Origin of the sequence: Dactylosporangium sp. NPDC051485 (assembly GCF_040682015.1) — a bacterium.
GTDB lineage: Bacteria > Actinomycetota > Actinomycetes > Mycobacteriales > Micromonosporaceae > Dactylosporangium.
The window spans coordinates 1-25,833 of sequence record NZ_JBFAZW010000037.1; the positions used below are offsets into that span (position 1 = coordinate 1).

The following is a 25,833-nucleotide window of genomic DNA, read 5'->3' on the forward strand; positions in this document are numbered from 1 at the left end:
GTCGGTGCAGTGGGCGCGTAGTGGGCAGGTGGTGCAGGCGGTGCCGAAGTCGGCTGGCCGGGGCGTGGCTGCTGGCCGCCGTGGGCGCCGTGCTCGTCGCCGCCGGCACCCGGGCGCCGGGGTTTCTCGGCGTACCGGTGGTCTTCCTCGGCGCCATCGGGCTCTTCGGCGCCGCGGTCGCCGCCGGCCCCTTCGTGATCGGCCGGCTCACCGCCTGGGCCGGCTGGCTGCCCGCCCGCCTCTTCGGCGCCCCCGCGCGCTTGGCCGTGCAGGGCGCCCGCCGCAACCCGAAGCGGGTCGCCGCCACCACCGGCGCGCTCGCCGTCGGGCTGGCCCTGATGAGCCTCTTCGCCGTGCTCCTGGCCACCACCCGGGTCCAGTCCGAGCGTGAGCTGGACGAGAACTTCTCCGTCGACTACGTCGTGACCGGGGGCTTTGTGGCGGGGGCGCAGGCTCCCGCCGTACCGTCGGCGGTCCTGGACGCCCTGCGAACCCGGCCGGAGTTCGCCGCCGTGGCCGGGGCCCGCAGCCGCGGCGGCCAGGTGTCCGGACGCCGCGCCGAGGTCTGGTCGATGGAGCCCGGCGCCCTGGCCACCGTGCTGCGCCCCGAGGTCATGTCCGGCTCGGTCGCCGCCTTCGGGCCCGGCACCGCCGCCCTGCACGGCCCCTTCGCCGCCGCCCTGGGCGCCACGGTCGGCTCGACCGTCACCCTGCACCCGCGTCCACCCGGGGGCGCCGAGCTGTCCCTGCGCGTGGTCGCGCTGTACGACGACGCCCCCACCGACGGCGAGGTCCTCGTCGACTGGTCCGACTACGCCGCCGCCTTCGGCTCGGCCGGCCCCGACTCGGTGCTGGTCAAGGCGGCCGAGGGCGTGCCCGCGGAGACGTCCCGGGCCGCGGTCGACGCCGCCGTCGCGCAGGAGCCCCGCGTGCAGGTCTCCAGCCAGGCCGAGTGGCGGGCCAAGCTGACCGAGACGCTGGACCGCCAGCTGCTGGTCTTCCAGGCCCTCCTGGGCATGTCGATCATGATCGCGCTGACCGGCATCGCCAACACGCTGGCCCTGTCGGTGCTGGAGCGCACCCGCGAGTCGGCCCTGCTGCGCGCCCTGGGGCTGTCGCGGCTGCAGCTGCGCGCGACCCTGGTCCTGGAGGCCGTGCTGATGTCGGCGGTGGGCGCCACGGCGGGCACGCTGCTGGGGGTGCTGACGGGCGCGGCCGCCGCCGTCGGGCTCATCCGGCAGTATGGGCACGGCTATCCGGTGGTCCCGGTCGGCCAGCTCGTTCTGTACGCTGCGCTGGCGACGTTCGCCGCCGCGTTCGCGGCCCTGCCCCCGGCCCGCCGCGCCACCCGCACGTCCATCTCGGCCGCCATGTCCGTGGAGTAGTCCCCGTTGCCCGGCGACATATCGGGTGAATTGCTGAGATCAGGGGGTGCTGGCGTAGTGCCACAGGGTGCGGATGGTGGCGGAGACGCAGACCTCACGCAGGTGGCCACACGTGCAGAGGTGATCGTCCGGAGGCTCGCGCCGACGGTGTGTGAACTTTTCCGCAGCATGCGGGGCGATGCCGGCCGACGGTGGACGAACCGACTCCGTGACTTCCGCCTGCAAAATGACCGAATTCTCCGACATATCCGGACCCTCCCGCACTAAGGGTGCGCCCTGCTCGTGACACTTTTCACCGCCACGGCGAACCTACTGCCCAGTAACATCTGGGAGGCGAACCTGGTATCACCCGCGACGAGTCGTAACGTGGGGCGCAAGTCGCCAGCGACGGCGCGGTGACTGTCGAGCAGGAGGACCTCGGACCACGATGAAGATCGTCGTACTCGTCAAGCAGGTGCCGGACTCCGGCGCGGAGCGCAACCTGCGCAGTGACGACAACACCGTCGACCGCGCGTCGGCGAACAATGTGATCAACGAGATGGACGAGTACGCCATCGAGGAGGCCCTGCGCCTCCAGGAGGCGCACGGCGGCGAGGTCGTCGTCCTGACCGTCGGGCCGGACCGCGCGACCGAGTCGATCCGCAAGGCGCTGTCCATGGGCCCGGACTCGGCCGTCCACGTCGTCGACGACGCGCTGCACGGCTCGTGCGCCGTCACCACCTCGAAGGTGCTGGCCGCCGCCATCGCGCAGCAGAACGCCGACCTGGTCGTCTGCGGCGCCGAGTCGACCGACGGGCGCGTCCAGGTCATCCCGCACATGATCGCCGAGCGCCTCGGCATCGCCGCCCTCACCGGCGCGCGGAAGCTCACCGTCGACGGCTCGCAGCTCACCATCGAGCGGCAGACCGACGAGGGCTACGAGGTCGTCACCGCCGCGACGCCCGCGCTGGTGAGCGTCTGGGACACGATCAACGACCCGCGGTACCCCTCCTTCAAGGGCATCATGGCGGCCAAGAAGAAGCCGCTGCAGACCCTGTCGCTGGGCGATCTCGGCATCGCGGCCGGCGAGGTCGGGTTCGACGGCTCAACCAGCGCCGTGGTCGAGCACAGCAAGCGCCCGCCGCGTCAGGCCGGCAACAAGATCGACGCGGGCGACGACGGCGGCGTGAAGGTCGTCGAGTACCTCGCCTCCGAGAAGTTCGTGTAAGGGGAGACGGGAAACCATGGCTGAAGTTCTGGTCGTAGTCGAGGCCTCCTCGCAGGGCGGGGTCAAGAAGGTCACGCTCGAGATGCTCACCCTGGCCCGCACGCTGGGCGGGGACGTCTCCGCCGTCGTGCTCGGCGGCTCCGCGGACGCGCTCACCGAGAAGCTCGGCGAGTACGGCGCGACGAAGATCTACGCGGCGGCCGGCGCCGACCTCGACGAGTACCTGGTCGCGCCCAAGGCCACCGTCCTGGCCGCGCTGATCCAGCGCGTCTCGCCGTCGGCGGTCCTGCTCGCCTCCTCCCAGGAGGGCAAGGAGATCGCCGCGCGGGTCGCGGTCAAGCTGGACAACGGCATCCTGACGGACGTCGTCGATCTGGATTCCAGCGGTACCGCAACCCAAGTGGTCTTCGCGGGCTCCACGATCGTGAAGTCCAAGGTCACCAAGGGCCTGCCGCTCGTGACCGTGCGCCCGAACTCCCTCACCCCGGCCCCCGCGCCGGCCACCCCCGCCGTCGAGGCGCTCGAGGTCACCGTCGAGGACCGCGACAAGCTCGCGAAGGTCGTGGAGCGCAGGGTCGAGGCCAAGGGCGCCCGCCCGGAGCTGGCCGAGGCCTCAGTCGTCGTCTCCGGCGGCCGCGGCGTCGGCAGCGCGGACAACTTCAAGCTGGTCGAGGAACTCGCCGACCTGCTCGGCGGCGCGGTCGGCGCCTCCCGCGCGGCCGTCGACTCCGGCTTCTACCCGCACCAGTTCCAGGTCGGCCAGACCGGCAAGACCGTGTCCCCGCAGCTGTACGTCGCCCTCGGCATCTCCGGTGCCATCCAGCACCGCGCCGGCATGCAGACCTCGAAGACCATCGTCGCGGTCAACAAGGACCCCGAGGCCCCGATCTTCGAGCTGGCCGACTTCGGCGTCGTCGGCGACCTGTTCAAGGTCGTTCCGCAGGCCGCCGAGGAGATCCGCAAGCGCAAGTAGCCCCACGCCGCCGCAACGGCGCCCGCCCTCCGTGGCCGGCGCCGTTGCGCTGTCTTCAGGGCAGGCGCCCGCGCAGCACACTGCGTCCGGAGTGCCCGGGCGTGCCGTCGTGCGGCTCGATCGAGATGTCCACGATGTTGTACCGCCGGATGTCCATCGCCGCCGGCACGCTCAACGCCAGGCTCGGGCCGCGTCCGAGCCTCCCGAGCGCCACCACGCCCTCTCCCGGGCCCGTACCGTCGAGCAGCCACGCCTCGTAGTCGCCGTCCCTCTGCACGGCCATGCCGTCGGCCCTCACGACGACGCGGCGCTGGTCGTCGACCGTCCGCACGCATGCGTAGCCCGTCCCGCCGCCCGGCGGGCCGCCGACCACTTCGAGCCGCACCCGGGCGTCCTGCGCCCGGCAGTCGGCGCCGTCGTCCCGCGCGGCCAGTACCGCGTCCAGCCCGGCCCCACCCGCCCCGGCCGCCGCCGCGACCGCGATGACGAGCCCGATGACTGCCTTGCGGCCCCGCCTCCGCGCGTCGTCTTGCTGGGCCGTCGCGTTGGTCGAGCCCTTGTCGGCGCCTCCACCCGTTCGATCTGTTGCCATCCCGGCGCCCGCGCCGGATCCCGTGTCCGTGCCCGCTCCCGTGCCGGCCCCTGTCCTCGTGCCCGTGCCGGCGCCGGTTTCCGTGCCCGTGCCGGCCCCTGCCCTCGTGCCCGTGCCCGTGCCCGTGCCCGTGCCCGTGCCCGCCCTCGCCCCCGCGCGGGCGTTTGCCCTTGTTCCTGCAACCGGGGCCATGCCCGCGCCCGCGCGGCTGTTAGCGCCGGCGGACGTGCTCTCGCCGTCTGTGTCCACGCCTTCTGGGCCGTGCACGCCAGCTCCGTCCAGGCCCGATCCTCCGTCGGCGTCCTCGGCGTCCCAGGTGTCCACCAGACCGTCGGCCGCCGACGCACCCGGGCCCGCGTACTCCCCGGACGCCGCCCGGGCCGCGTCGCTCGACGACAGGGCCCAGGGTGGCGCCGCATCGCGCGGAGGCGCGCTCGCAATCGGGTCGCGCGGCGACGAAGGCGGGACGGTGCCACCGGGTGGCGTCGCCCAGCGCACATCGTCCGGAGGAGGGGAGGCCGGCGCCGAACTGGACGAGTCCGGGCGGCCCGGTTGCAGATCATCCGGCGGGGGCGGCTGATCGCGCCCGGCTGCGGCCAGCTCCGCGCGGATGCGCTGCCAGACGTGCTCCGGCGGCGGCGGAAGCTCCCGCAGCCGTTGCGTGTTCCGCCCGAGCCCGGCGACGTCGCGCAGCGAGTCAAGCTCGCCGCGGCACCGTTCGCACGCCTCGAGATGACCCGTTTCGTCCCGGTCGAGGGCCGCCTCACCGAGCGCCTGGAGTACCAGCCGCTCGGGCTCCGGATGTGGCACCGTCCACCTCCAATCGGCCGCGCAGCCGGTCCATCCCTTGCCGCAGGTGGCCCTTCACAACATCGGGCGGCAGACCGGCGAGCGCCGCGATCTGCGGGTGCGTCAGCCCGTCGTAGAACGCCAGCTCGAGCGCGCGGCGTTGGTCGCCCGAGAGCGCGGCCAGCTCGTCGGCCAGCACCAGCCGCTCGACCACCCGATCCGGCGGCGAATCGACGATCCGCTCCGCCGAGGTCTCTCGCCCGGCACCGGCCTCGGACGCACCGCCCCCGGCGGCCACCTCCACAGCTCGATCCGTCGCGTCGGCCCCCCGATCCGTCTCGGCCGCGCCCGCGCGACCGAGCGACATGTCACTCGTGCGTGAGGGAGTCGTGTCGCCTGGCCGTGTGGGAGGCGTGTCGCTCGTGCGTGAGGGAGACGCGTCGCCTGGCCGCGCGGGAGGCGTGTCGCCCGGTCGCGCGGCGGGCGTGTCGCCCGGTTGCGCCAGGGGTATGTCGCCTGCGTCGCCGGGAGACGTGTCGCTCGTACCTGCGGGGGGCTTGTCGCCCGTGCGGCCCGGAGATGCGTCACTCGCCCGTTCGGGAGGCGATTCGACCGTCCGATCCGAAGCAGGTTCGGCTGCCCGGCCGGAAGCCGGTTCAGTCCTCCGGCCAGGGGCCGGCTCGGACATCCGGCCGGGAAGCGGTTCGGCGGCGCGGTTACGGGCGAGGCCGGCCATGCGGCGTACCGACTCGGCCGCGGACTCGGCCAACGCGCCCGCGCGGACGCGTTCGGCGATCTTGCTCCGGGCTATGCCGAGCAGCCAGCCCAGCATCGACCCCCCCGCGGGGTCGCGGTCTGCGCGCCCGCGCCACGCCGCGACGAAGGTGGCCCGGGTGATGTCCGCGGCGTCAGGCGCCCCGCCGACGCCCCGCAGCGCGAGGTGGAACACCGCCGGCCCGAACCTCCCGTACGCCACTCGCAGCGCCCGCTCATCCCCGGCCCGGAACAGCTTGCCCAGGTTGTCCCTGCCGTCCACGTCGAGCCGTACGTGCGCGTCATGCCCGCCGTCCGGCTCGTTGGGCCCGCCGGCCTCGTCCTCGCCGCCGGGTTCACCGGGTTCACCGGGGCGCGGTGTCGCGCGGGAGTCGTCGCCATGAGGCGCCCTGCCGGAGCCGCCCATACCGTCGAGGCGGGTCGACGCATGCCCGTCGTCCGCAAGGGTGGTCGGGGCGTGGCTGTCGTCAGCGGCGTCCGGGCCGGCGGCCGTGTGGCCGTCGTCGGTGTGGTCGGGGTGGGCTGGCGTGTGGCCGTCGTCCGCGTGGTCGGCGTGAGCCGGCGTGTGGCCGTGGTCCGCGGCGTCCGGGCGGGTCGAGGCGCGGTCGCCGTCCCCGGTGTCGGGGCGCGACGTCGCGCGGGGACCGTTCTCGCCGTCCGGGGACGGCTCGCGGGAGTCGGCCGGGTCGGTGGTGGGGCGGAGCGGGTCGGGGGCGGCGTCGCCGCCGGGGTTGCCGTGCGGCTGCTCGGCGCTCACCGGCGCCGTCCGCTCGGTTGCCGCGGTTGCGATCGCACAGGCACGTCCTGAAGGTCGCTGGGTACGGGTTGTCGTGGACCAGCATTCGGCTCCCGGGCGCGCGCGGCACGGGTCGTGGACTTTCCCATACCTTGGTTCCACCCCGTGACGCCCCTTACCACCCGCACGCGATTCTGCAGATTGCGGAACAGATCCCGGTGTCCGGCAACCATCACGGACGGTAACCGCGGCCGTGTGGTGCGGGCGGCGTGGATCCCGGGCATCGGGGGTCCTACCTCGATTGTTGGGAATCGATGGCGTACGAGTACGCTCGCCCGGCAATGACCACCCATCACGCATGGTGCTGATGTCGTCGCGTTCGGGTAGGGGTTGGTCGTCCGGGCGCGGGCTCCCCGGTGCCACCGGAGGAGGAGTAAGGAGTGCCCGGCCGTTAGGCTTGGGCCCGATGCCGTACCTTGACCACGCCGCCACCACGCCGATGATCCCGGAGGCGCTCGACGCCTACGTCGCTACCGCGCGGGATATCGGCAACGCCTCGTCACTCCACGCCCCCGGTCGCCAGGCGCGCCGGCGGGTGGAGGAAGCGAGGGAACGGATCGCCGCCGCGCTGGTGGCCCGTCCTTCGGAGGTGATCTTCACCGCGGGCGGCACCGAGAGCGACAACCTCGCCGTCAAGGGCATCTTCTGGGCCCGTAGGGCGGCCGATCCGCGCCGCAACCGGGTTGTGGCGAGCTCGGTGGAGCATCACGCCGTCCTGGACTCTGTGGCCTGGCTGGAGCGACACGAGGGCGCCGACGTCACCTGGCTGCCCGTCGACGCCTCGGGGCGGGTCCACCCGGAGGCCCTCGCCGAGGCGCTGGCCGGGGACGACGTCGCGGTGACCACGATCATGTGGGCCAACAACGAGGTCGGCACCGTGCAGCCGGTCACCGAGTTGGCCGCGCTCGCCGCGCGCGGGGGTGTGCCGTTCCACACCGACGCCGTGCAGGCCGTCGGCCAGGTGCCGGTCGACTTCGCGGCGAGCGGCGCGGCCGCCCTGACCGTGAGTGGCCACAAGCTCGGCGGCCCGATCGGCGCGGGCGCGCTGCTGCTCGGTCGCGAGGTCGACTGCACGCCGCTGGCCCACGGCGGCGGCCAGGAGCGCGACGTGCGCTCGGGCACCCTCGACGTGCCCGCCATCGTGGCCTTCGCCGTGGCCCTGGAGCTGTCGGTGAAGACCCAGCGCGAGTCCGCCGAGCACATCGGCCGACTGCGCGACGCCCTGGTCGAGCGCGTCCGCGCGGCGGTACCGGATGCCATCCTCAACGGCGACCCCGACGACCGCCTGCCGGCCAACGCCCACTTCTCGTTCCCCGGCTGCGAGGGTGACGCCCTGCTGCTCCTCCTGGACGCCCAGGACATCGCATGCTCCACCGGCTCCGCGTGCTCGGCCGGCGTGGCCCAGCCTTCGCATGTGCTGCTCGCTATGGGCGCCGACGACGCACGGGCGCGCTCCTCGCTGCGCTTCACGCTCGGCCACACCTCGACCATGGCCGACGTGGACGCGCTGGTCGCGGCGCTCCCGGGCGCAGTGGAGCGGGCCCACCGCGCCGCCACCAAGAGCCGCTGACCCGCGCACATCCGCATCCGCCCCTGCTACCGCCGCCTCACCGCCCCCGCTTCTCCCGTCCCCGCGTCCGCGCCTGCCTGGGCCGTCTGCGCCCGCGCCCATGCTCGTGTGCGTGTGGTCGTGCGCTGCACGCCCGGCCGCCCGAGCTTGCATCGATGCTCGAGCCATCGGAGCACCGCTGCCTGGGCTCACGGCTGCCCCGGTGCGGGGCGGCGCGGCTACTGGACGGGCGGTGTGGCGGGTCGCTGCCAGGCGCGCCCGGGCGCGGCTCCCGTATGCCCGGCATGTAGTCCGACTCGTGGCTGCCGAGTCCCGCCCGGGCGCGGTGGACAGCAGATGCGGCCTCTTGGGATCGCCGGAATCGGCGCTCGCGTGAGGGCGAAGAGCAGGCGAGTTCCGGACGGGCGACGCCGGAAGTGGTCGGCCGTCGGGGGGAAGCCGTATGGGTGAATTCTCGGGTGGCATCGTCAATATTGCCTGCTAGACGGGACGACAATTTGGTTACGGGTTTTCTCTAACGGTTTTCCTGCCGCTTAAGTCCGCAGCTCACCCTATGTTTCTGCAGTGTCTGTCGAAACCCCTTCCGCCGAGGATTCCACCGATGTCATCGCGATGGGTGACCTCTCTTCACCCGTGTTTGTCGATGCCACCGGTCGCCGGGGAAAGCGGATCCGCGTCATATTCGGTGTGCTCGGGGCGGCCACGCTCGTCTACGGGGCGCTGGTGGCGACCAGCCTTGCCGGTGGGCCTTTGGAACCGCAGCAGCTGCTGCCATTTCCCGACCTCGTGAACAACCTTCCCGTGCTCGATCCGCAGCAGCCGGTGACGCAGCCGGGCGCGAACGGCACCCCGGCGGCGAACCGGGCGCCGGTCACCCAGGCGAAGAAGATCACCAATAACAAGCCCAGTCAGATCGGGGCCGTGCCCGTGCCGTCGGGGGTGCCGATCACGACGACCGCGCCCGCCGGCGAGGCGACCACCACGCCGGCCGCCGAGGGCACCAACACCGACGCCCCGCCCTCGACGCAGCCGTCGAAGTCCCCGACGCCGAGCACCAAGCCGAGCACCAAGCCGAGCGGGAAGCCGTCGTTGCCTCCGCCGTCGGTCGAGCCGACCGAGGGTGCGACATCCACCGGCGCCGTCAAGCCCCCTCTCGGCACCGATCAGGTCGGTGAGACCACCACGGGGCGGCCGGGCGTGTCGCCGATGGTGAGCTCCAGCGGTACCACTTCGGGAACCGGCGGAACTGTCGCGAGCCCCAGCGCCACCGCGAGCTTGGGACCGGCGTGACCCGTCGGAGGAAGGACGACAAGAAACGGTTCTCGTTCACCCGCCTCGTCTTCGGCGTGCTCCTGCTGAGCATGCTCGCGGGCGTGCTGTTCGTCGAGGCGTACGTGAACGCCGAGTTCCACCCCGACCACAGTGAGGGCAGAGGTCTTCGGACCCGCGTGCCGCAGTCGGTCATCGACGGCGGGCCGATCATCGACACGCGCAACGGGGCGGTGCGCTCGTACACACTGCCGGCCAAGACCATCGCGCTCACGTTCGACGACGGGCCCGACCCGCAGTGGACGCCGCGCATCGTCGAGGTCCTGCGCCGGCACAACGTCAATGCGACGTTCTTCGTGGTGGGCACGCAGGTGACCCGGCACGCGGACATCGTCGCCGAGCTCGCGCGCGGGGGCGACGAGATCGGCATCCACAGCTTCACCCACCCGCGCCTGGACAACCTTTCGCAGTGGCAGCGCGAGCTGGAGTACTCCCAGACGCAGCTCGCCGTCATCCGCGCGACTGGGCGCAAGTCGGCGCTGCTGCGCCTGCCGTACTCGTCCAGTGCCAACGCCATCGACGACGCCAACTGGCCGCTGATCGAGGAGGCGGGGCAGCTCGGCTACCTCTCGGTGATGACCGACACGGACAGCCGCGACTGGAGCCGCCCGGGCGTGGACGCGATCGTGCGTGGCGCGACGCCTGAGGGCGACAACGGCTCGATCGTGCTCATGCACGACGCGGGTGGCGACCGCGCGCAGACGATCGAGGCCCTCGACCGGTTCATCCCGATGATGCAGCAGCGTGGGTACACCTTCACGACCGTCTCCGGCGGCCTCGCGAAGGCCCTCGACGGCCGCGACGTCGCCGTGGACGCGCCGGCCACCCCGGCCGACAAGCGCCGCGCCATCGCGCTCGTGACGGCGGTGTCGGTGGCCGACTGGATCATGGAGCTGCTGCGGGTGCTGTTCCTGATCGTCGGGGTCCTGACGATCGGGCGCACGCTCGCGCTGTTCCTCCTCGCCGGCCGGCACGCGCGGAAGCGTCGGGCGAAGACGTGGCGGTGGGGGCCGCCGGTGGAGGAGCCGGTGTCGGTCATCGTGCCCGCCTACAACGAGAAGGAGGGCATCGAGGCCGCGGTGCGCTCCCTCGCGGGCGGCGACCACCCCGGCGGCATCGAGGTGGTGGTCGTCGACGACGGCTCCACGGACGGCACGGCCGCGCTCGTGGAGGCCATGGGGCTGCCCAACGTGCGCGTCGTGCGCATCCCCAACGGCGGCAAGCCCAACGCGCTCAACGTCGGGGTCGCCCTGGCCAAGCACGACCTGATCGTCATGGTCGACGGCGACACCGTGTTCGAGCCGGATTCGGTACGTCACCTGGTCCAGCCGTTCGCCGATCCGACCGTCGGCGCGGTGGCGGGCAACGTGAAGGTCGGCAACCGGGGCTCCATCGTCGCGCGGTGGCAGCACATCGAGTACGTCATCGGCTTCAACCTGGACCGCCGTCTCTACGACCTGCTGCAGGTCATGCCGACGATCCCGGGCGCGATCGGGGCGTTTCGCCGCCAGGCGTTGCGCGACATCGGCGGCATCAGCCACGACACGCTGGCCGAGGACACCGACGCGACGATGGCCTTGTGCCGGACCGGCTGGCGGGTGGTGTACGAGGAGCGCGCCCGCGCGTGGACGGAGGCGCCGAGCACCCTGCGGCAGTTGTGGTTGCAGCGGTACCGCTGGAGCTACGGGACCATGCAGGCGATGTGGAAGCACCGGCGCTCCCTCGTCGACCGGGGCCCGTCGGGCCGCTTCGGGCGCGTGGGGCTGCCCTTCATCGCCTTCTTCGGTATCGCCCTGCCGCTGCTGGCCCCGCTCATCGACATCCTGCTCGTGTACGGCCTGTTCTTCTCCAGCTGGAAGATCACCACCATCGCGTGGCTGGCGATGTTCGGCATGCAGGTGCTGACCGCGGTGGTGGCGTTCCGCCTGGACAAGGAGAAGCTGCGACCGCTGTGGGTGTTGCCGTTGCAGCAGTTCGTGTACCGGCAGCTGATGTACATCGTGCTGATCCAGTCGATGGGCACGGCGCTGACCGGGGCGCGGTTGCGCTGGCACAAGCTGCACCGGGCCGGCTCGGCCGGGTCGAGCGCGCCGATCGCGACCACGCCGCCGGGCGGCTCCGCGCCTGCGTCCGCGCCGGCTGGCGTCTCGGGATCTGGGCCGGTCGGCGCGCACAGTGGCGCATCCGAGTTCGGGCGCAACGACGCGGGCGCGCCCGGGGGCGGTGCCGGTTTCGCCGCTGATGAGCAGGCGGACGGTTGGGCATCCGTGGGTGCGCCGGCGGATGGCTGGCCGTCAGCCCGCGCGGGCGCGACCAGGCTGGGCAGCCGGCCGCCTGCGGGCACGGATGCGTTCGGGGCGGCCGGTGCCTGGCCGCCCGCGGAAGGGGACGATTCGGCCCGTGCTTGGCCTCCCGCGGACGCGACGGGCACGGATGGCGGTGTGGGTGGCCCGGCCCCGACCGGCCCGCCGCGACGCGGGGTGGCGCAGGTACCGCACGCCTCCGCGCCCGAGCACCGGGTGTCGGAGCACACCGCGGCGCTGTACGCCGGGTCACGCACGAGGCTGCTGCGTTCCTCCAGCGCGGCCGGGTCCGAGGGCGAGGAGTCCTGAGTGGGGCGCAGTTCGTTGCGCCGCCCCCTGGGGGTGGCGGTGTTCATCGTGGCGTCGCTGGCGCTGGCCTCGCTGACCGTGCGCGGCGGCGGGGACGGCGCGGGCGCGGACGCGGCCGAGCAGACGGCGGTGCACGCCTCGCCGGCGGCGAGCGAGCCCGGGAGTGCCGGGGCCGGCGCGGGCGTGGCGGTCGCGCCGAGCCCGGACGGCAGGCGATCCGTGCGGGTGGGGCCGAACCGGCAGGTCGCCGGCGACCTCTCCGACCCGCAGAAGAAGGACATCGCGATGCGGCTGGTGTCCAGCGCGGAGAACTCGACGCTGGACTGGACCGCGCAGTACGCCTACATCGAGGACATCCACGACGGCCGCGGGTACACGGGCGGCATCGTGGGGTTCTGCAGCGGTACCGGTGACATGCGCGCCGTCGTCGAGCGGTACACGACGGCGGTGCCCGGCAACCGGCTGGCGGCCTACCTGCCGGCGCTCAAACGGGTCAACGGCAGCGCCTCGCACGCCGGCCTGGACCCGAACTTCACCAGGGACTGGCGCGCGGCCGCGGCCGATCCGGCCTTCCGGGCGGCGCAGGACGCCGAGCGGGACCGGCTGTACTTCAACCCGGCGCTCAGCCAGGCCAAGCAGGACGGCCTGCGGGTGCTGGGGCAGTTCGTGTACTACGACGCGATCGTCATGCACGGCGCCAACGGGCTGGCCAAGCTGCGGCGCGCGGCCGCCGCCAAGGCCCCGCCACCCGCGCGCGGGGGCGACGAGGCCGCGTATCTGGAGGCGTTCCTGGACGCGCGGGTGGACCTGATGGAGGCCGAGCGCGGGCACGACGACGACAGCCGCATCAACGACGCCCAGCGGGTGTTCCTGGCCGCGCGCAACTTCGACCTGAACCCGCCGCTGCGCTGGCGGGTGTACGGCGACACGTACGACCTCGCGAACTGACGCGTGGGCGCGCCCGTCCGTCAGGAACGGGCCGGCCCGCGAGCACCGGCCGCCCGGATCGCGGAGATCGCGTCCGGGCGGTCTTTCGTCCACACGTCCGGCCCAAGCCGGGCCGACCGCAGACGGCGGGCGGGCGGGCGCCGCCCCGCGTCCGAGCCGGGCAGGCACGGCGCCGGGAGGGATGCCGCGGGCGAACGAGCGCCCGCACGAGACTCCAAACCATGGGTCGCGGCCTCGCCCTGCTTGCCATCCTCGGCCGGCCCCGAGCCGGCACGGCGACACCCGCGGGAGCAGCACCGGTCCCGACCGGGCCGCGCGCGGGGGCGTCGGCTTGGCTCGCCGGTAGGCTTGTGGGCGTGAGAGTGCTGGCGGCGATGTCCGGTGGGGTCGACTCGGCGGTGGCGGCCGCGCGCGCGGTGGCGGCCGGCCACGACGTGACCGGCGTGCACCTCGCGCTGGCGCGCAACCCGCAGACCTACCGCACAGGCGCGCGTGGCTGCTGCACGCTCGAGGACGCCCGCGACGCGCGCCGGGCCGCGGACGTCATCGGGATCCCGTTCTACGTCTGGGACATGGCCGAGCAGTTCCACGAGGACGTGGTGGACGACTTCGTCGCGGAGTACGCGGCCGGCCGGACGCCGAACCCGTGCCTGCGGTGCAACGAGAAGATCAAGTTCGCGGCGGTGCTGGATCGCGCGGTCGCGCTCGGGTTCGACGCGGTGGTCACCGGCCACCACGCGCGACTGGGCCCCGACGGGCTGCTGCGGCGCAGCGTTGACCTGGGCAAGGACCAGTCCTACGTGCTGGCTGTGCTGACGCGCGCGCAGCTGGACCGGGCGATGTTCCCGCTCGGGGACTCGACCAAGGCCCAGGTCCGCGAGGAGGCGGCCGAGCGCGGGCTGGCGGTGGCGGACAAGCCCGACAGCCACGACATCTGCTTCATCGCCGACGGCGACACCAAGCGCTTCCTCGCGGATCGGCTCGGGCGCGCGCCCGGCGACATCGTCGACGCCATCACCGGGGCGGTCATCGGCCGGCACGAGGGGGCGTATGCGTACACGGTGGGGCAGCGCCGCGGGCTCGACCTGCGCGTGTCCGCGCCGGACCGCACCCCCCGCTACGTGTTGTCGATCACGCCGGTGACCAACACGGTGACGGTCGGCCCGGTGACGGCGCTGGACGTGGCGGCCGTGGTGGGGGAGCGGACGGTGTGGCACGGGCCCGGGGGCGGCGACGTCGCGTGCGAGGTGCAGATGCGCGCGCACGGCGAGACGGTGCCCGCGTCCGTGCAGGTCGCGGACGGGCGGCTGGTCGCCACGCTCGGGCGCCCGGCGCGCGGGATCGCGACCGGGCAGGCGATCGTGTGCTACGAGCCGTCGCCGGACGGCGACATCGTGCTGGGCTCGGCGACGATCGCCGAGACCTCCTGACTACGGAGCGGTTTGTGACCTCGTTTCCCTGGCCGGTCGGATCGGCGACCGGCATCGGCTCCATGCCCGGCACCGACGTCGCCGAGGCGCAGCGCATCGTGCTGGGCGAGCTGCCCGACTTGCCGCACCTGCCCGAGCTGCCCGCGCGGGGGCCCGGCGCGGACATGATCGGGCGCGGGGGCGCGTTCCTGGTGGAGCTGCCGATCGAGCTGTACGCCGCGCGGTGGCGCGTGGCCACCCGGCCCGGCCACGACCTGCGCGTCGCGCTCGACCTGCTGGAACGCGACCTGGACGCGATGACGGAGCAGGCGGGCGAGTACGGCGGCGTGTTCAAGGTGCAGGTTCCCGGGCCGTGGACGCTGGCCGCCTCGCTCGGGCTGCCGATCGGCGGGCAGGTGCTGCGCGACCCGGGTGCCTGCCGCGACCTGGCGGCGTCGCTGGCCGACGGGGTGCGGGCCCACGTCGCCGACGTGCGGGCGCGGCTGCCGTACGCGACGGTGCTGCTGCAGCTGGACGAGCCGTCGCTGCCGGCGGTGCTGGCCGGGCGGGTGCCGACCGAGAGCGGGTTCGGGACGCTGCGGGCCGTCGACCCCGCGGTCGCGCGGGCGGCGCTGTCGGGGGTCGTGGCCGCGGCCGGGGCGGACGTCGTCGTGCACTGCTGCGCGTCGTCGGTGCCGCTGGAGCTGCTGCGCGAGGCCGGCGCCCGCGCGGTGGCGCTCGACCTGTCGCTGGTGCGCGACCTGGACGCCCTCGGCGAGCAGCTGGATGCCGGGCTGGGGCTCTTCGCCGGCGTGTCCGGGCGGGACGCGAAGGACCTGTCCGGGCAGGTGCGGGACCTGTGGCGCAAGCTGGGCTTCCCGCTGAAGTCGATGGCGGAGCAGGTGGTCGTGACCCCGCCGTGCGGCCTGCCGCCGACGGCCAAGGCGACGGCGGCGCTGACCGCCGTCCGGGAGGCCGGCCGCCGGCTGACCGGCGACGCCGAGTAACGGCCGTCCGGCGATGTCGGCGCCGTCGAGCAGCGGCCCTTCGGCGAGGTCGGCGAGGTTGAGTAGCGGATTTTTTGTCGTACCCCCGCGGTAAATTCACCCTATGACCGAAGCAGTGGCCGAACCGACGATCGAGGCGCGTGAGCGGCACGCCGAGCTGGCCCAGGAGCTCGAGGAACACCAGTACCGCTACTACGTGCTCCAGTCGCCCTCGGTCGACGACTCGGTCTATGACCGGCTGATGCGGGAGCTCGAGTCGCTGGAGGAGCGGTTCCCGGCGCTGGTCACGCCGGACTCGCCGAGCCAGCGGGTGGGCGGCACGTTCTCGACCGACTTCGCCGCCGTCACGCACCGGGAGCGAATGCTCAGCCTGGACAACGCGCTCGACGAGGCCGAGTTCGACGCCTGGGTCGAGCGGGTGACGCGGGACGCGGGGAGCCCGCCGCGCTACCTGTGCGAGCTCAAGATCGACGGGCTGGCGGTCAACCTGACGTACGAGAAGGGGCGGCTCACCCGGGCGGCCACCCGGGGCGACGGGCGCACCGGCGAGGACATCACGCTGAATGCGCGCACCATCCGCGAGATCCCCGAGCACCTGCGCGGCGACGAGGTGCCCGACCTGCTCGAGGTGCGCGGCGAGGTGTTCTTCACGCTGGAGGGCTTCCAGGAGGTCAACGCCGCGCAGGTGGCGGCGGGGGAGAAGCCGTTCGCCAACCCGCGCAACGCCGCCAGTGGCAGCCTGCGGCAGAAGGACCCGCACATCACGGCGGGGCGGCCGATGCGGATGCTGGTGCACGGGTTCGGCGCCCGCGAGGGGTTCACCCCGGCGAGCCAGTCGGAGGCGTACGAGCTGATGCACGCCTGGGGGCTGCCGACCTCGCAGCGGTGGCGGGTCTTCGACGACGTGGCGGGCGTCAAGCAGTACATCGCGGAGTACGGCGAGCGGCGGCACAAGCTGGAGCACGAGATCGACGGCGTGGTGGTGAAGATCGACCAGATGTCGATCCAGCGCCGGCTCGGCTCGACCAGCAAGGACCCGCGGTGGGCGATCGCGTTCAAGTACCCGCCGGAAGAGGCGATGACCAAGCTCATCGACGTGCAGGTCAACGTCGGGCGCACCGGGCGGGTCACACCGTTCGCGGTGATGGAGCCGGTGTATGTGGGTGGGGTGACGGTGCGGCAGGCGACGCTGCACAACGCCCAGGAGGTCGTACGCAAGGGCGTGCTCATCGGCGACACGGTCGTGATCCGGCGGGCCGGCGAGGTCATCCCCGAGGTGCTCGGGCCGGTGGCCGACCGGCGCGACGGGACCGAGCGGTCGTTCGTGATGCCCTCCGCGTGCCCGGCCTGCGGCACGCCGCTGGCTCCCGAGAAGGAAAGCGACGTCGACATCCGCTGCCCCAACACGCAGTACTGCAAGGCCCAGCTGCGGGAGCGGCTCTTCGGCCTGGCCGCCCGCGGCGCCCTGGACATCGAGGCGCTCGGGATGGAGGCCGCGGCCGCGCTGCTGGAGTCGGTGATCCCGAACGAGAGCGAGCTGTTCGACATCGACGCCGAGCGCCTCGCGCAGTCGCCGTTCTTCGTGAACAAGAGCGGGGCGCTGGGCTCCAACGCGCTGAGCCTGCTGGCCAACCTGGAGGAGGTCAAGCAGCGGCCGCTGTGGCGGGTCCTGGTCGCGCTGTCGATCCGGCACGTCGGGCCGACCGCGGCCCAGGCGCTGGCCAACACGATCGGCTCGATGGAGGCGATCTCCAAGGCCTCGACCGAGGAACTGGTGGCGGTCGAGGGCGTGGGGCCGACGATCGCGCAGGCGGTCCACGACTGGTTCGCGGTGGACTGGCACCGGGAGTGGGTCGAACGGTGGGCGCGGGCCGGGGTGCGGATGGTGGAGGAGCGCACCGACACCGGGCCGCGGCCGCTGGAGGGGATCACCGTGGTGGTGACGGGTTCACTCGAGCGGTACTCGCGGGACCAGGCGACCGAGGCGGTGACGTCGCGCGGCGGGAAGGTCTCCGGGTCGGTGTCGAAGAAGACGCACTTCGTGGTGGTGGGCGAGTCGCCCGGGTCGAAGGCGGAGAAGGCGGCGACGCTGAAGGTGCCGATCCTGGACGAGGCCGGGTTCGAGCTGCTGCTGCGCGAGGGACCGGACGAGGCGCGGGCCGCCGCACAGCCGGCAGAGGAGCCCGCCGCGCAGCCCGCGGACGAGCCCGCCGCGCAGCCGGCCGAGTAGCCCCGGGAAGCCGGCGGAGAAGCCCGCCGAGCAGTCCATGGAGAAGGCCGCCAGGCAGTCCACGGAGAAGGCCGCCAGGCAGTCGGTGGAGAAGCCTGCCGCGCCGCCGACGGAGAAGAACGTCGGGCAGCCGGTGGAGAAGGCCCGAGGCCCGCGCAGGGCACCCGGACAATCCGGAGAGTGACCGAGTAGGTGTGCGGCCGTTACTGCCCAGGGGTGGTGACGGCCGTCAATGTGCGTGCGCTACGCTGCGTCGGCTATCGGTGACGCGGTAAGGGAATTCAAGCTGATCTGTCCACAGTGGCATCGCCCGGTCGGTTGAATAGGGTGGCGTTTCTGCATCGATTCGGCATCCTTTCCTGATTTCGGCCGCTGTTTGGGTGCAGGCTTCCTGGGCGTCCGAACGATGTCGTGCGGCCCGCCAGGTGAGCCGCGCCGAACAGAGAGCGGGGACCTGATGGAGCAGAGCGCGCTGCGTAACACCGCGCCGCCTCGGCATCGACATCGGTTCTTCGCGTACTTCGCGGTGGTCGTCGGACTGGCGGTCTTCCTGTTGGTCAGCAGCACCCTGCACGAGGGGCTGCCGGGGCTGCACGACCCGGCGTTCTGGGTGTTCGCCGGGCTGGCCGTGGTGGCCGACACCCCGCCGTTCGTGCAGGGAATGCGCGACGAGGCGACGCCGATGTTCCCGTCGGTGTGCTTCACCTTCGCGATTTTGATCGGGTACGGCTGCGCGTCCGCGGTCGTGGTGCAGCTCGTGGCGGTGATCGTCGCGGCGGTGTGGCTCAAGCACGCGTTCTGGCGGGCGGCGTTCAACGCCGCGCAGTACATGCTGTCGTTCCTGGCGGCGGGCGCCCTGGTCGCGCAGTGGCCGCGCGGCGACGCGCACGCGCAGCTGACCGGGGCCGGCCTGCTGTGGGTGCTGGCCGCCGCAGTCGCCTGGTTCGTGGTGAGCAACCTGCTGGTCTCCACGGCGGTGTGGCTGCGGTTCGGGGGCCGCTGGCGGACCGGGTTCGGGCAGGCGATGGCCACCGACGCCCTGTCGACCGGGGCGCTGCTGCTGGCCGCGCCCGGGCTGGTGGCCGCCGCGCACGTCAACGTGGGGCTCGTGCCGCTGGCGCTGGTGACCCTGTTCGCGGTGCGGCGGATGTCCAACCTCGCCGGCGAGCGCGCCCGGGCCGGGCGGCTCGACCCGCTGACGGGGCTGGCCAACCGCAAGGCGCTGGAGCACGCGGTCGCGGTGCGGCTGCACGAGCACGCCGAGCGGGCCGCGGGCGGCGCGGCCGAGCGGCGCCTCGCCCTGCTGCTGCTCGACCTGGACGGCTTCAAGCAGGTCAACGACGCGCTCGGGCACCGGGTCGGGGACCGGCTGCTGGTCGAGGTCGGCGAGCGGCTGACCGCCGCGGCGCGCGCGTCCGGGCTGGACAACCTGGTCGGGCGGCTCGGCGGCGACGAGTTCGCCGTGGTGGTACCGCACCTGCGCGACACCGCCGACGCGCGGCGCTGCGCCGCCGAGATCATGTCGGCGCTGGCCGAGCCGGTGCTGCTGGACGGGCTGCCGATCGACGTGGGCGCGTCGGTCGGCGTCGCCGTGTACCCCGAGCACGGCACCGACTTCGCCGAGCTGATGCAGCACGCCGACGTCGCGATGTACGACGCGAAAGGCCGCGGCGACTGTCTCGCCGTCTACGCCCCCGAGTCCGACCACAACACCCCCGAGCGGCTCAGCCTGCTCGCCGACCTGCGCCGGGCCCTGGAGTCCGGCCCGGACGGCGGCATCGAGCTGTACTACCAGCCCCAGGTCGAGCTGGCCACGGGCGCGATGGTGGGCGTGGAGGCGCTGCTGCGCTGGCGCCACCCGCAGCGCGGGCCGATCGACCCCGAGGAGCTGATCAAGGTCGCCGAGCACAGCTCGGTGATGCGGCTGCTGACCCTGCGCATCGTCGACGAGGCGATCGGGCAGCTGGCCGCCTGGCGCGCGACCGCGCCCGCCACCGAGCACGTGCGGGTCGCGGTGAACGTCAGCGTGCGCGACCTGCACACCGGCGAGATCGCCGACCGGATCGCGGCGCGGCTGCAGCAGGCGGGCGTGGACGCGTCGCGGCTGGAGCTGGAGATCACCGAGAGCGCGCTGATGGCCGACCCGCGCCGCGTCCTCGCGACGCTCGCGCGGCTGAAGAAGCTCGGCGTCGCGATCGCGCTGGACGACTTCGGCACCGGGTACTCCTCGATGCTGCACCTGCGCCGGCTGCCGCTGGCGGAGGTGAAGATCGACCGCTCGTTCGTGCTCGGCGCGACCACCGACCCCGACGACGCCGCGATCGTGCGCTCAATGATCGACCTCGCGCGGGCGCTCGGGCTGCGCGTGGTCGCGGAGGGCGTCGAGGACGAGCGGACCTGGCGGATGCTCGTCGAGGCGGGCTGCGACCTGGCCCAGGGCTGGTACTTCGCCCGCCCGATGCCCCCGGATCGCCTGCTCGACTGGCTGTCGAAGACTGCCGCACGGCCCGTCATCAGTACGAAATAGACTCGTCGGGTCGACGCCTGCATGTCACGCTGCGTCGAAGCCGACGACCTGAAGGAGAAGCGCGCCGATGGCCACGATTTCCCGCGAGGAGGTGGCGCATCTCGCGCGCCTCGCGCGGCTTGCCGTCACCGATGAGGAGCTGGACACCTTCGCCGGGCAGCTCGACGTGATCCTGCAGGCCGTCGCCCAGGTGGGCGAGGTCGCCGCGGCGGACGTCCCGCCGACCTCCCACTCGGTGCCGCTCACCAACGTGTACCGCGACGACGTGGTCGTCCCGGGCTTGGCCCGCGAGGACGTGCTCGCCGGCGCGCCCGACGCCGAGGAGAACCGCTTCCGCGTTCCGCGGATCCTGGACGAGGAGGCCTGAGCCATGTCGGAACTGATCAAGCTCTCCGCGGCCGAGCTGGGCCGCCGCCTGGCCGCCAAGGAGGTCTCGGCCGTCGAGGTCGCGACCGCACACCTGGACCGCATCGAGGCCGTCGAGGACAAGGTGCACGCCTTCCTCCACGTCGACCGCGAGGGCGCGCTGGAGGCCGCCCGCGCCGCCGACGCGCGCCACGCGAAGGGCGAGGCGGCCGGCCCGCTCGACGGCGTGCCGATCGGCGTCAAGGACGTCATCACCACGCGCGGCGTGCCGACGACCGCGGGCTCCAAGATCCTCGAAGGCTGGCGCCCGCCGTACGACGCGACGATCACCACCCGCCTGCGCGAGGCCGGCCTCGTCATGGTCGGCAAGACCAACATGGACGAGTTCGCGATGGGCTCCTCGACGGAGTACTCGGCCTACGGACCGACGTACAACCCGTGGGACACCACGCGCATCCCCGGCGGCTCGGGCGGAGGCTCGGCGGCCGCCGTGGCCGCGTACGAGGCCCCGCTGGCCATCGGCACGGACACCGGTGGATCGATCCGCCAGCCCGCCGCGGTCACCGGCACCGTGGGCGCCAAGCCGACCTACGGCGGCACCTCGCGGTACGGCCTCATCGCCTTCTCCTCGTCCCTGGACACGCCCGGCCCCTGCGCGCGCACCGTCGAGGACGCCGCGCTGCTGCACGCGGTCATCGGCGGGCACGACCCGCGCGACAGCACCTCGATCCCGCAGCCGGTGCCGGACGTCGTCGCGGCCGCGCGTCTCGGCGCGACCGGCGACCTCTCCGGCGTGCGGCTCGGCCTGGTGAAGGAGTTCGCAGGCGAGGGCGCGGAGCCCGGCGTCGCGGCGGCCTACCGGGAGTCGGTCGACGCCCTGGTCAAGCTGGGCGCCGAGGTCGTCGAGGTGTCCTGCCCGAGCTTCAAGTTCGCGCTGCCGGCGTACTACCTGATCGCGCCCAGCGAGTGCTCGTCCAACCTGGCCCGCTTCGACGGCGTGCGGTACGGCCTGCGCGCCGGCGACGACGGCAAGCACTCGCTCGAGGAGGTCATGTCGCTGACCCGCGCCGCGGGCTTCGGCCCGGAGGTCAAGCGGCGCATCATCCTCGGCACCTACGCGCTGTCCGCCGGCTACTACGACGCCTACTACGGCCAGGCCCAGAAGGTGCGCACGCTCATCACGCGCGACTTCACCGCCGCGTTCGAGGTCGCCGACGTGCTCGTCGCGCCCACGACGCCGTTCGTGGCGTTCCCGCTGGGCTCGCGCACGTCCGACCCGTACCAGATGTACCTCGCGGACCTGTACACGATCCCGTCGAACCTCTACGGCGGGCCGGCCATCTCCGTGCCGGCCGGGCTGTCGGAGGGCCTGCCGGTCGGCCTGCAGATCATGGCGCCGACCATGGCCGACGACCGGATGTACCGGGTGGCGGCCGCGCTGGAGTCAGCGCTGCCGCCGCTCACCCCACCCGCGCTGTGAGGCCCCCGGTCCGTTCAGCCCCGGCTGCCCTGCCGCCAGGAGAACGGACCGGGCAGGTCCACACGGTTCTTGCGGCTGCGCGAATTCCAGGACCAGGGCCCCAGCTTGAAGCTCCACGAGGAGAAACCCTTCTGCGTGAAGTAGAAAATGAACGGGCCGATTTTCTTGTTCTTCCGAAACTGCATAGGCATGGCGTCGCTCCCTCCAGGTATGCGATGGATACCCAATGTCGTGCGTTGATACACCAAGGCTGAAAGCGGGACAGAGACAATGAGCACCGTGACGCAGTTGTCCTACGAGGAGGCGGTGGACCGGTTCGAGCCGGTCATCGGCCTGGAGACGCACGTCGAACTCGGCACCAACACGAAGATGTTCTGCGGCTGCCCGACCGCGTTCGGCGCCGAGCCCAACACTCAGGTCTGCCCCGTGTGTCTCGGGCTGCCCGGCGCGCTGCCGGTGGCCAACCGCGCCGCGATCGAGGCGACGATCCGCATCGGCCTCGCGCTGAACTGCTCGATCGCGCCGTGGGGCCGGTTCGCCCGCAAGAACTACTTCTACCCCGACATGCCGAAGAACTTCCAGACCAGCCAGTACGACGAGCCGCTGTGCGTCGACGGGTACCTCGACGTCGAGGTCGACGGCGAACTGGTGCGCATCGGCATCGAGCGCGTGCACCTGGAGGAGGACACCGGCAAGACGCTGCACGTGGGCGGCGCGACCGGGCGCATCCACGGCGCCACCGAGTCCCTTGTGGACTACAACCGGGCCGGCATCCCGCTCGTCGAGATCGTCACCAAGCCGGTCCCCGGCACGGGCGCCCGCGCGCCGGAGGTGGCCCGCGCCTATGTCACCGAGCTGCGCGACGTCATCCGCACCCTGGACGTCTCCGACGTGCGCATGGAGCAGGGCTCGATGCGCTGCGACGTCAACACCTCGCTCAACCGCCCGGGCGCGGACTGGGGCACCCGCACCGAGACCAAGAACGTCAACTCGCTGCGCAGCGTCGAGCGCGCCGTGCGCTCCGAGATCATCCGCCAGTCCGGCGTGCTGGAGTCCGGCGGCACGATCATCCAGGAGACGCGGCACTTCCACGAGGACACCGGCGAGACCACGTCCGGGCGCAGCAAGGAGACCGCGACCGACTACCGCTACTTCCCCGAGCCCGACCTCGTCCCGCTCGCCCCGGCCGCGGAGTGGGTCGCCGAGCTCAAGGCCGCTCTCCCGGAGCTGCCGCGCGTGCGCCGCGCCCGCCTGCAGTCGGAGTGGGGCCTCTCCGACCTCGACATGCAGTCGGTCCTCAACGCCGGCGCCGTCGAGCTCATCGCCGCCACCGTCGATGCCGGCGCCACCGCCGCGACCGCGCGCAAGTGGTGGCTGGGCGAGCTGGCCCGCCGCGCCAACGAGACCGAGACCGAGCTCGACGCCCTGGGCGTCACCCCGGGCGCGGTCGCGGAGCTGCAGGGCCTCGTCGACGCCGGGCGCATCAACGACAAGCTGGCCCGCGTGGTCCTCGAGGGCGTCATCGCCGGCGAGGGCACGCCGTCGGAGGTCGTGGCCGCGCGGGGGCTCGAGGTCGTCTCCGACGAGGGCGCCCTGACCGCCGCCGTCGACGAGGCCATCGCCGCCAACCCGGACATCGCCGCCAAGATCCGCGACGGCAAGGTCGCGGCCGCGGGCGCGCTGGTCGGCGCCGTGATGAAGGCCACCGGCGGCAAGGCGGACGCGAAGACGGTGCGCGAACTCATCATCGCCAGGCTGTCGTAGGAGCAATTCCGGGACTCCGGTCCGCGCGACGTACGACCGTTGCTCCCGTCAGACACCGGGCCGGGGCCTGCCTCAAGGGCGGCCCCGGCCCTGCCAGGTCCGCTGTGCCAAGAACGTCCTGGCTCGGCCGCCGCGGGAACTTGCGGCCTTGACGCGATAAGTCGGGCGCTGGCGCGCCGCGACTTATCGGACTTATACCCCGGCAGGCGACTCATACCATGGCAGGCGAAAAGTCCGGAATGTCGCGACGCGCCAGCGCTCGACATTTCGCACAAATCACCCGTAACGCCGCCGTTGGGCCGGCTCGCTACGAGCCCGATGGGACGGGAGGCCGACGAGGGAGCGATGTCCCCCAGGTGTCGGCTGGGCCCGCAACGTCGTCGACGGGTTGGATCGCTACGGGCCCGACGTGGACGGGGAGGCCGACGAGGGGGAGAGCGACGCGTCCGGGGTCGGCTGGGACTTCGTGTCGGGTCGCCCGCAACGCCGTCGACGGGCTGGATCGCTACGGGCCCGACGGGGACGGCGTGGCCGACGAGGGGGAGAGCGACGCGTCCGGGGTCGGCTGGGACTTCGTGTCGGCGGCGACGATGTGCCGCTGGAGCGACACCTCCGTGAGGCCCGTGCCGCCCACCTCGATGTCGTCGTAGGCCGAGAGGTGGCGCTGCTGGTCGAAGTACAGGATGGAAAGCGCCAGCGGCAACGGCTTCGAGCTCTCCAGGCCCCGCAGGCCGGCACCGCCCGTCGAGCCCTCGACCATGAGCAGCGTGCGCTCCTTGGGCTTGGCGGCCGGCGAGACCGACGGCTCGGGCGACGCGGACGTCGAGGCCGACGGCGACGCGTCCGGCGGCGGCACGGGCGCGGCCGCCGGCTGGTTGGCGTCCAGGCGCGACACGGAGCGCTGGTGCTTGTGCCCGGCCAGCACGAGCGGGCACAGGCCGGCCAGTTCCTGCGCGGCGACCGGGTCGTGGACCAGCCCGACGTCGACCGGCTTGTTGCTGGAGCGGATCTTCGCGGCCAGCACGTCGCCCGACCGGATGACCTGCTGGCGCTGCTCCTCGTTGGTCGGGTCGGTCGACTTGTCCGGGGTGAAGCGCGGGTCGCCGATGCCGGCGAACGTGAGGCCCTTGACCGTGACGATGTTGTCGTCGAGGACGATCGCGTTGGGCTGCCGGCCGACCGCGGCCGCGGTGACGGCGGAGTCGTGGTTGCCGCGGATGTAGATGTACGGCTTCTTGAGGTCCGAGATGACGTTGACGTAGGACGCCTCGGGCTCGGAGCCCCAGTCGTTGATGTCGCCGGTGTCCACGATGATGTCGATGTCGAACTGGTCCGCGACCGAGCGCACGACGCCCCACGCGGCCGGGTTGAGGTGCATGTCGGAGATGTGCAGGACCTTCGTGGCGCTCGTGTTCGGCTCGTACACCGGCAGCGACGAGATGGTGCCGTAGAGCTTGCTGACGTTGAGCACCATCTTCTGCAGCTGGGCGCGGTACTCCTCGTAGTGGTCGGCGATCCGCTGCGCGTCGCCGATGATCGCCGGGGCGTTGACGAGCAGGCCGCGGTACGTCGGCTCCTGGATCGCCGCCGGCCTGAAGGTCAGCAGCGTCGCCGCCCCGGTCGAGGCCAGCACCCCGACGACCACGAGCCCGGCGACGGCCGTCTCCCGGCGCGCCCGGAACACCAGCAGGACCAGGATCATCCCCCCGAGGACGCCGCAGCCGGCCGTCTGCATCGCCAGCCGCCGCACACCGAGGTCAAGCTGGTCGACCGCGTCGTGGCTGATCTGCTCGAGGTTGCCCGACTTGGCGGCGAACGCGCGGGTGCGCGCCTCGTCCAGCGACTCCAGCCGGATCCGCAGGTGCGCCGGGCCGTCGTGGGTGTCGAGCTCCAGTGAGCCCAGCGGCGGGATCTCGACCGACGTGTCGCCGTGCCAGGACGGCGCGAGCGAGAGCTGGGCCCGGAACGGCCCGATGTCCTGCGTCGTCGTGCCGCCCAGCTGGACGCCGATGAGCATGCCGACGATCGCGACGACGCCGACCAGCACGCCGCGCAGCACGCCTCGTAGCCGCGGG

General features: G+C 72.8%; 17 protein-coding genes and 2 pseudogenes. 14 read left to right on the forward strand and 5 right to left on the reverse strand.

All coding sequences use genetic code 11. The features are described from left to right. Nucleotides 1-80: 80 nt before the first annotated feature. The 3 genes from AB0M46_RS21810 to AB0M46_RS21820 all read left to right on the forward strand — a co-directional run bounded on the left by AB0M46_RS21810 (nucleotide 81) and on the right by AB0M46_RS21820 (nucleotide 3,565). On the forward strand, nucleotides 81-1,385 hold the full coding sequence (locus AB0M46_RS21810) for an ABC transporter permease (protein ID WP_363338629.1): 1,305 nt from the start codon (nucleotides 81-83) through the stop codon (nucleotides 1,383-1,385). A 427-nt stretch (nucleotides 1,386-1,812) separates the two neighbouring features. Continuing rightward, entirely contained in the window at nucleotides 1,813-2,592 is a 780-nt protein-coding gene (locus tag AB0M46_RS21815) for an electron transfer flavoprotein subunit beta/FixA family protein (RefSeq protein ID WP_363338631.1), read from the forward strand. Between the two features lie 16 nt (nucleotides 2,593-2,608). After that, complete coding sequence (locus tag AB0M46_RS21820) at nucleotides 2,609-3,565, forward strand: electron transfer flavoprotein subunit alpha/FixB family protein (protein WP_363338633.1); 957 nt, start codon at nucleotides 2,609-2,611, stop codon at nucleotides 3,563-3,565. A 55-nt stretch (nucleotides 3,566-3,620) separates the two neighbouring features. Here the strand turns inward: AB0M46_RS21820 and AB0M46_RS21825 are convergent, their stop codons facing one another. From AB0M46_RS21825 to AB0M46_RS21835, 3 genes and pseudogenes are all read right to left on the reverse strand, one after another. Continuing rightward, the gene (locus AB0M46_RS21825; protein ID WP_363338636.1) at nucleotides 3,621-4,157 is read right to left on the reverse strand and encodes an anti-sigma factor; all 537 of its coding nucleotides are present in this window, start codon (nucleotides 4,155-4,157) and stop codon (nucleotides 3,621-3,623) included. A 763-nt stretch (nucleotides 4,158-4,920) separates the two neighbouring features. After that, nucleotides 4,921-5,169, reverse strand: a pseudogene (locus tag AB0M46_RS21830) (sigma factor-like helix-turn-helix DNA-binding protein); the annotation flags it as partial. Between the two features lie 564 nt (nucleotides 5,170-5,733). Next, nucleotides 5,734-6,816: pseudogene (locus AB0M46_RS21835) on the reverse strand (sigma factor); the annotation flags it as partial. 106 nt (nucleotides 6,817-6,922) lie between these two features. On the opposite strand from AB0M46_RS21835, the gene AB0M46_RS21840 reads away from it, so the two are divergent. From AB0M46_RS21840 to gatA, 10 genes are all read left to right on the forward strand, one after another. Beyond that, a complete protein-coding gene (locus tag AB0M46_RS21840) occupies nucleotides 6,923-8,086 on the forward strand; it encodes a cysteine desulfurase family protein (protein ID WP_363338638.1) in 1,164 nt (387 codons plus the stop codon). A 564-nt stretch (nucleotides 8,087-8,650) separates the two neighbouring features. Continuing rightward, nucleotides 8,651-9,376, forward strand: a complete 726-nt coding sequence (locus AB0M46_RS21845) for a hypothetical protein (RefSeq protein ID WP_363338640.1) — start codon at nucleotides 8,651-8,653, stop codon at nucleotides 9,374-9,376. Then, nucleotides 9,373-12,027 carry a glycosyltransferase gene (locus AB0M46_RS21850; RefSeq protein WP_363338642.1) on the forward strand — a complete coding sequence of 885 codons (2,655 nt, stop codon included), beginning with the start codon at nucleotides 9,373-9,375 and terminating at the stop codon, nucleotides 12,025-12,027. Before AB0M46_RS21845 ends, AB0M46_RS21850 begins: the two co-directional genes overlap by 4 nt. Next, a complete protein-coding gene (locus AB0M46_RS21855) occupies nucleotides 12,028-12,975 on the forward strand; it encodes a chitosanase (RefSeq protein ID WP_363338644.1) in 948 nt (315 codons plus the stop codon). It begins immediately after the preceding gene. A gap of 356 nt (nucleotides 12,976-13,331) precedes the next feature. Then, complete coding sequence (mnmA, locus tag AB0M46_RS21860; RefSeq protein ID WP_363338646.1) at nucleotides 13,332-14,405, forward strand: tRNA 2-thiouridine(34) synthase MnmA; 1,074 nt, start codon at nucleotides 13,332-13,334, stop codon at nucleotides 14,403-14,405. Between the two features lie 14 nt (nucleotides 14,406-14,419). After that, nucleotides 14,420-15,391, forward strand: a complete 972-nt coding sequence (locus tag AB0M46_RS21865) for a methionine synthase (RefSeq protein ID WP_363338648.1) — start codon at nucleotides 14,420-14,422, stop codon at nucleotides 15,389-15,391. A 103-nt stretch (nucleotides 15,392-15,494) separates the two neighbouring features. Continuing rightward, nucleotides 15,495-17,621, forward strand: coding sequence for an NAD-dependent DNA ligase LigA (gene ligA / locus AB0M46_RS21870; RefSeq protein ID WP_363338650.1), 2,127 nt, complete (start codon nucleotides 15,495-15,497; stop codon nucleotides 17,619-17,621). 457 nt (nucleotides 17,622-18,078) lie between these two features. Beyond that, nucleotides 18,079-20,148, forward strand: a complete 2,070-nt coding sequence (locus tag AB0M46_RS21875; RefSeq protein ID WP_363338652.1) for a bifunctional diguanylate cyclase/phosphodiesterase — start codon at nucleotides 18,079-18,081, stop codon at nucleotides 20,146-20,148. A 67-nt stretch (nucleotides 20,149-20,215) separates the two neighbouring features. Further along, nucleotides 20,216-20,515 (forward strand): Asp-tRNA(Asn)/Glu-tRNA(Gln) amidotransferase subunit GatC, encoded by a 300-nt coding sequence (gene gatC, locus AB0M46_RS21880; RefSeq protein WP_363338654.1) that lies wholly within the window; start codon nucleotides 20,216-20,218, stop codon nucleotides 20,513-20,515. A gap of 3 nt (nucleotides 20,516-20,518) precedes the next feature. Continuing rightward, nucleotides 20,519-21,994: an Asp-tRNA(Asn)/Glu-tRNA(Gln) amidotransferase subunit GatA gene (gatA, locus tag AB0M46_RS21885; RefSeq protein ID WP_363338656.1), complete on the forward strand. Its 1,476-nt coding sequence runs from the start codon at nucleotides 20,519-20,521 to the stop codon at nucleotides 21,992-21,994. Between the two features lie 14 nt (nucleotides 21,995-22,008). Here gatA and AB0M46_RS21890 read toward each other — a convergent pair whose 3' ends face one another. After that, nucleotides 22,009-22,185, reverse strand: coding sequence for a DUF4236 domain-containing protein (locus AB0M46_RS21890; RefSeq protein WP_363338658.1), 177 nt, complete (start codon nucleotides 22,183-22,185; stop codon nucleotides 22,009-22,011). Between the two features lie 79 nt (nucleotides 22,186-22,264). Between AB0M46_RS21890 and gatB the strand changes: the two genes are divergently transcribed. Beyond that, on the forward strand, nucleotides 22,265-23,758 hold the full coding sequence (gene gatB / locus AB0M46_RS21895) for an Asp-tRNA(Asn)/Glu-tRNA(Gln) amidotransferase subunit GatB (RefSeq protein ID WP_363338660.1): 1,494 nt from the start codon (nucleotides 22,265-22,267) through the stop codon (nucleotides 23,756-23,758). A gap of 505 nt (nucleotides 23,759-24,263) precedes the next feature. On the opposite strand, the gene AB0M46_RS21900 is transcribed toward gatB, so the two are convergent. Then, on the reverse strand, nucleotides 24,264-25,817 hold the full coding sequence (locus AB0M46_RS21900) for a metallophosphoesterase (RefSeq protein ID WP_363338662.1): 1,554 nt from the start codon (nucleotides 25,815-25,817) through the stop codon (nucleotides 24,264-24,266). Nucleotides 25,818-25,833 lie beyond the last annotated feature (16 nt).

What these genes read in the sequence shown, in the direction of transcription:
- AB0M46_RS21815 (WP_363338631.1), top strand. Translation starts at nt 1,813, where the DNA reads ATGAAGATCGTCGTACTCGTCAAGCAGGTGCCGGACTCCGGCGCGGAG.
- AB0M46_RS21820 (WP_363338633.1), top strand. Translation starts at nt 2,609, where the DNA reads ATGGCTGAAGTTCTGGTCGTAGTCGAGGCCTCCTCGCAGGGCGGGGTC.
- AB0M46_RS21825 (WP_363338636.1), bottom strand. Translation starts at nt 4,157, where the DNA reads ATGGCAACAGATCGAACGGGTGGAGGCGCCGACAAGGGCTCGACCAAC.
- AB0M46_RS21840 (WP_363338638.1), top strand. Translation starts at nt 6,923, where the DNA reads ATGCCGTACCTTGACCACGCCGCCACCACGCCGATGATCCCGGAGGCG.
- ligA (WP_363338650.1), top strand. Translation starts at nt 15,495, where the DNA reads ATGACCGAAGCAGTGGCCGAACCGACGATCGAGGCGCGTGAGCGGCAC.
- AB0M46_RS21875 (WP_363338652.1), top strand. Translation starts at nt 18,079, where the DNA reads ATGGAGCAGAGCGCGCTGCGTAACACCGCGCCGCCTCGGCATCGACAT.
- gatC (WP_363338654.1), top strand. Translation starts at nt 20,216, where the DNA reads ATGGCCACGATTTCCCGCGAGGAGGTGGCGCATCTCGCGCGCCTCGCG.
- gatA (WP_363338656.1), top strand. Translation starts at nt 20,519, where the DNA reads ATGTCGGAACTGATCAAGCTCTCCGCGGCCGAGCTGGGCCGCCGCCTG.
- AB0M46_RS21890 (WP_363338658.1), bottom strand. Translation starts at nt 22,185, where the DNA reads ATGCCTATGCAGTTTCGGAAGAACAAGAAAATCGGCCCGTTCATTTTC.
- gatB (WP_363338660.1), top strand. Translation starts at nt 22,265, where the DNA reads ATGAGCACCGTGACGCAGTTGTCCTACGAGGAGGCGGTGGACCGGTTC.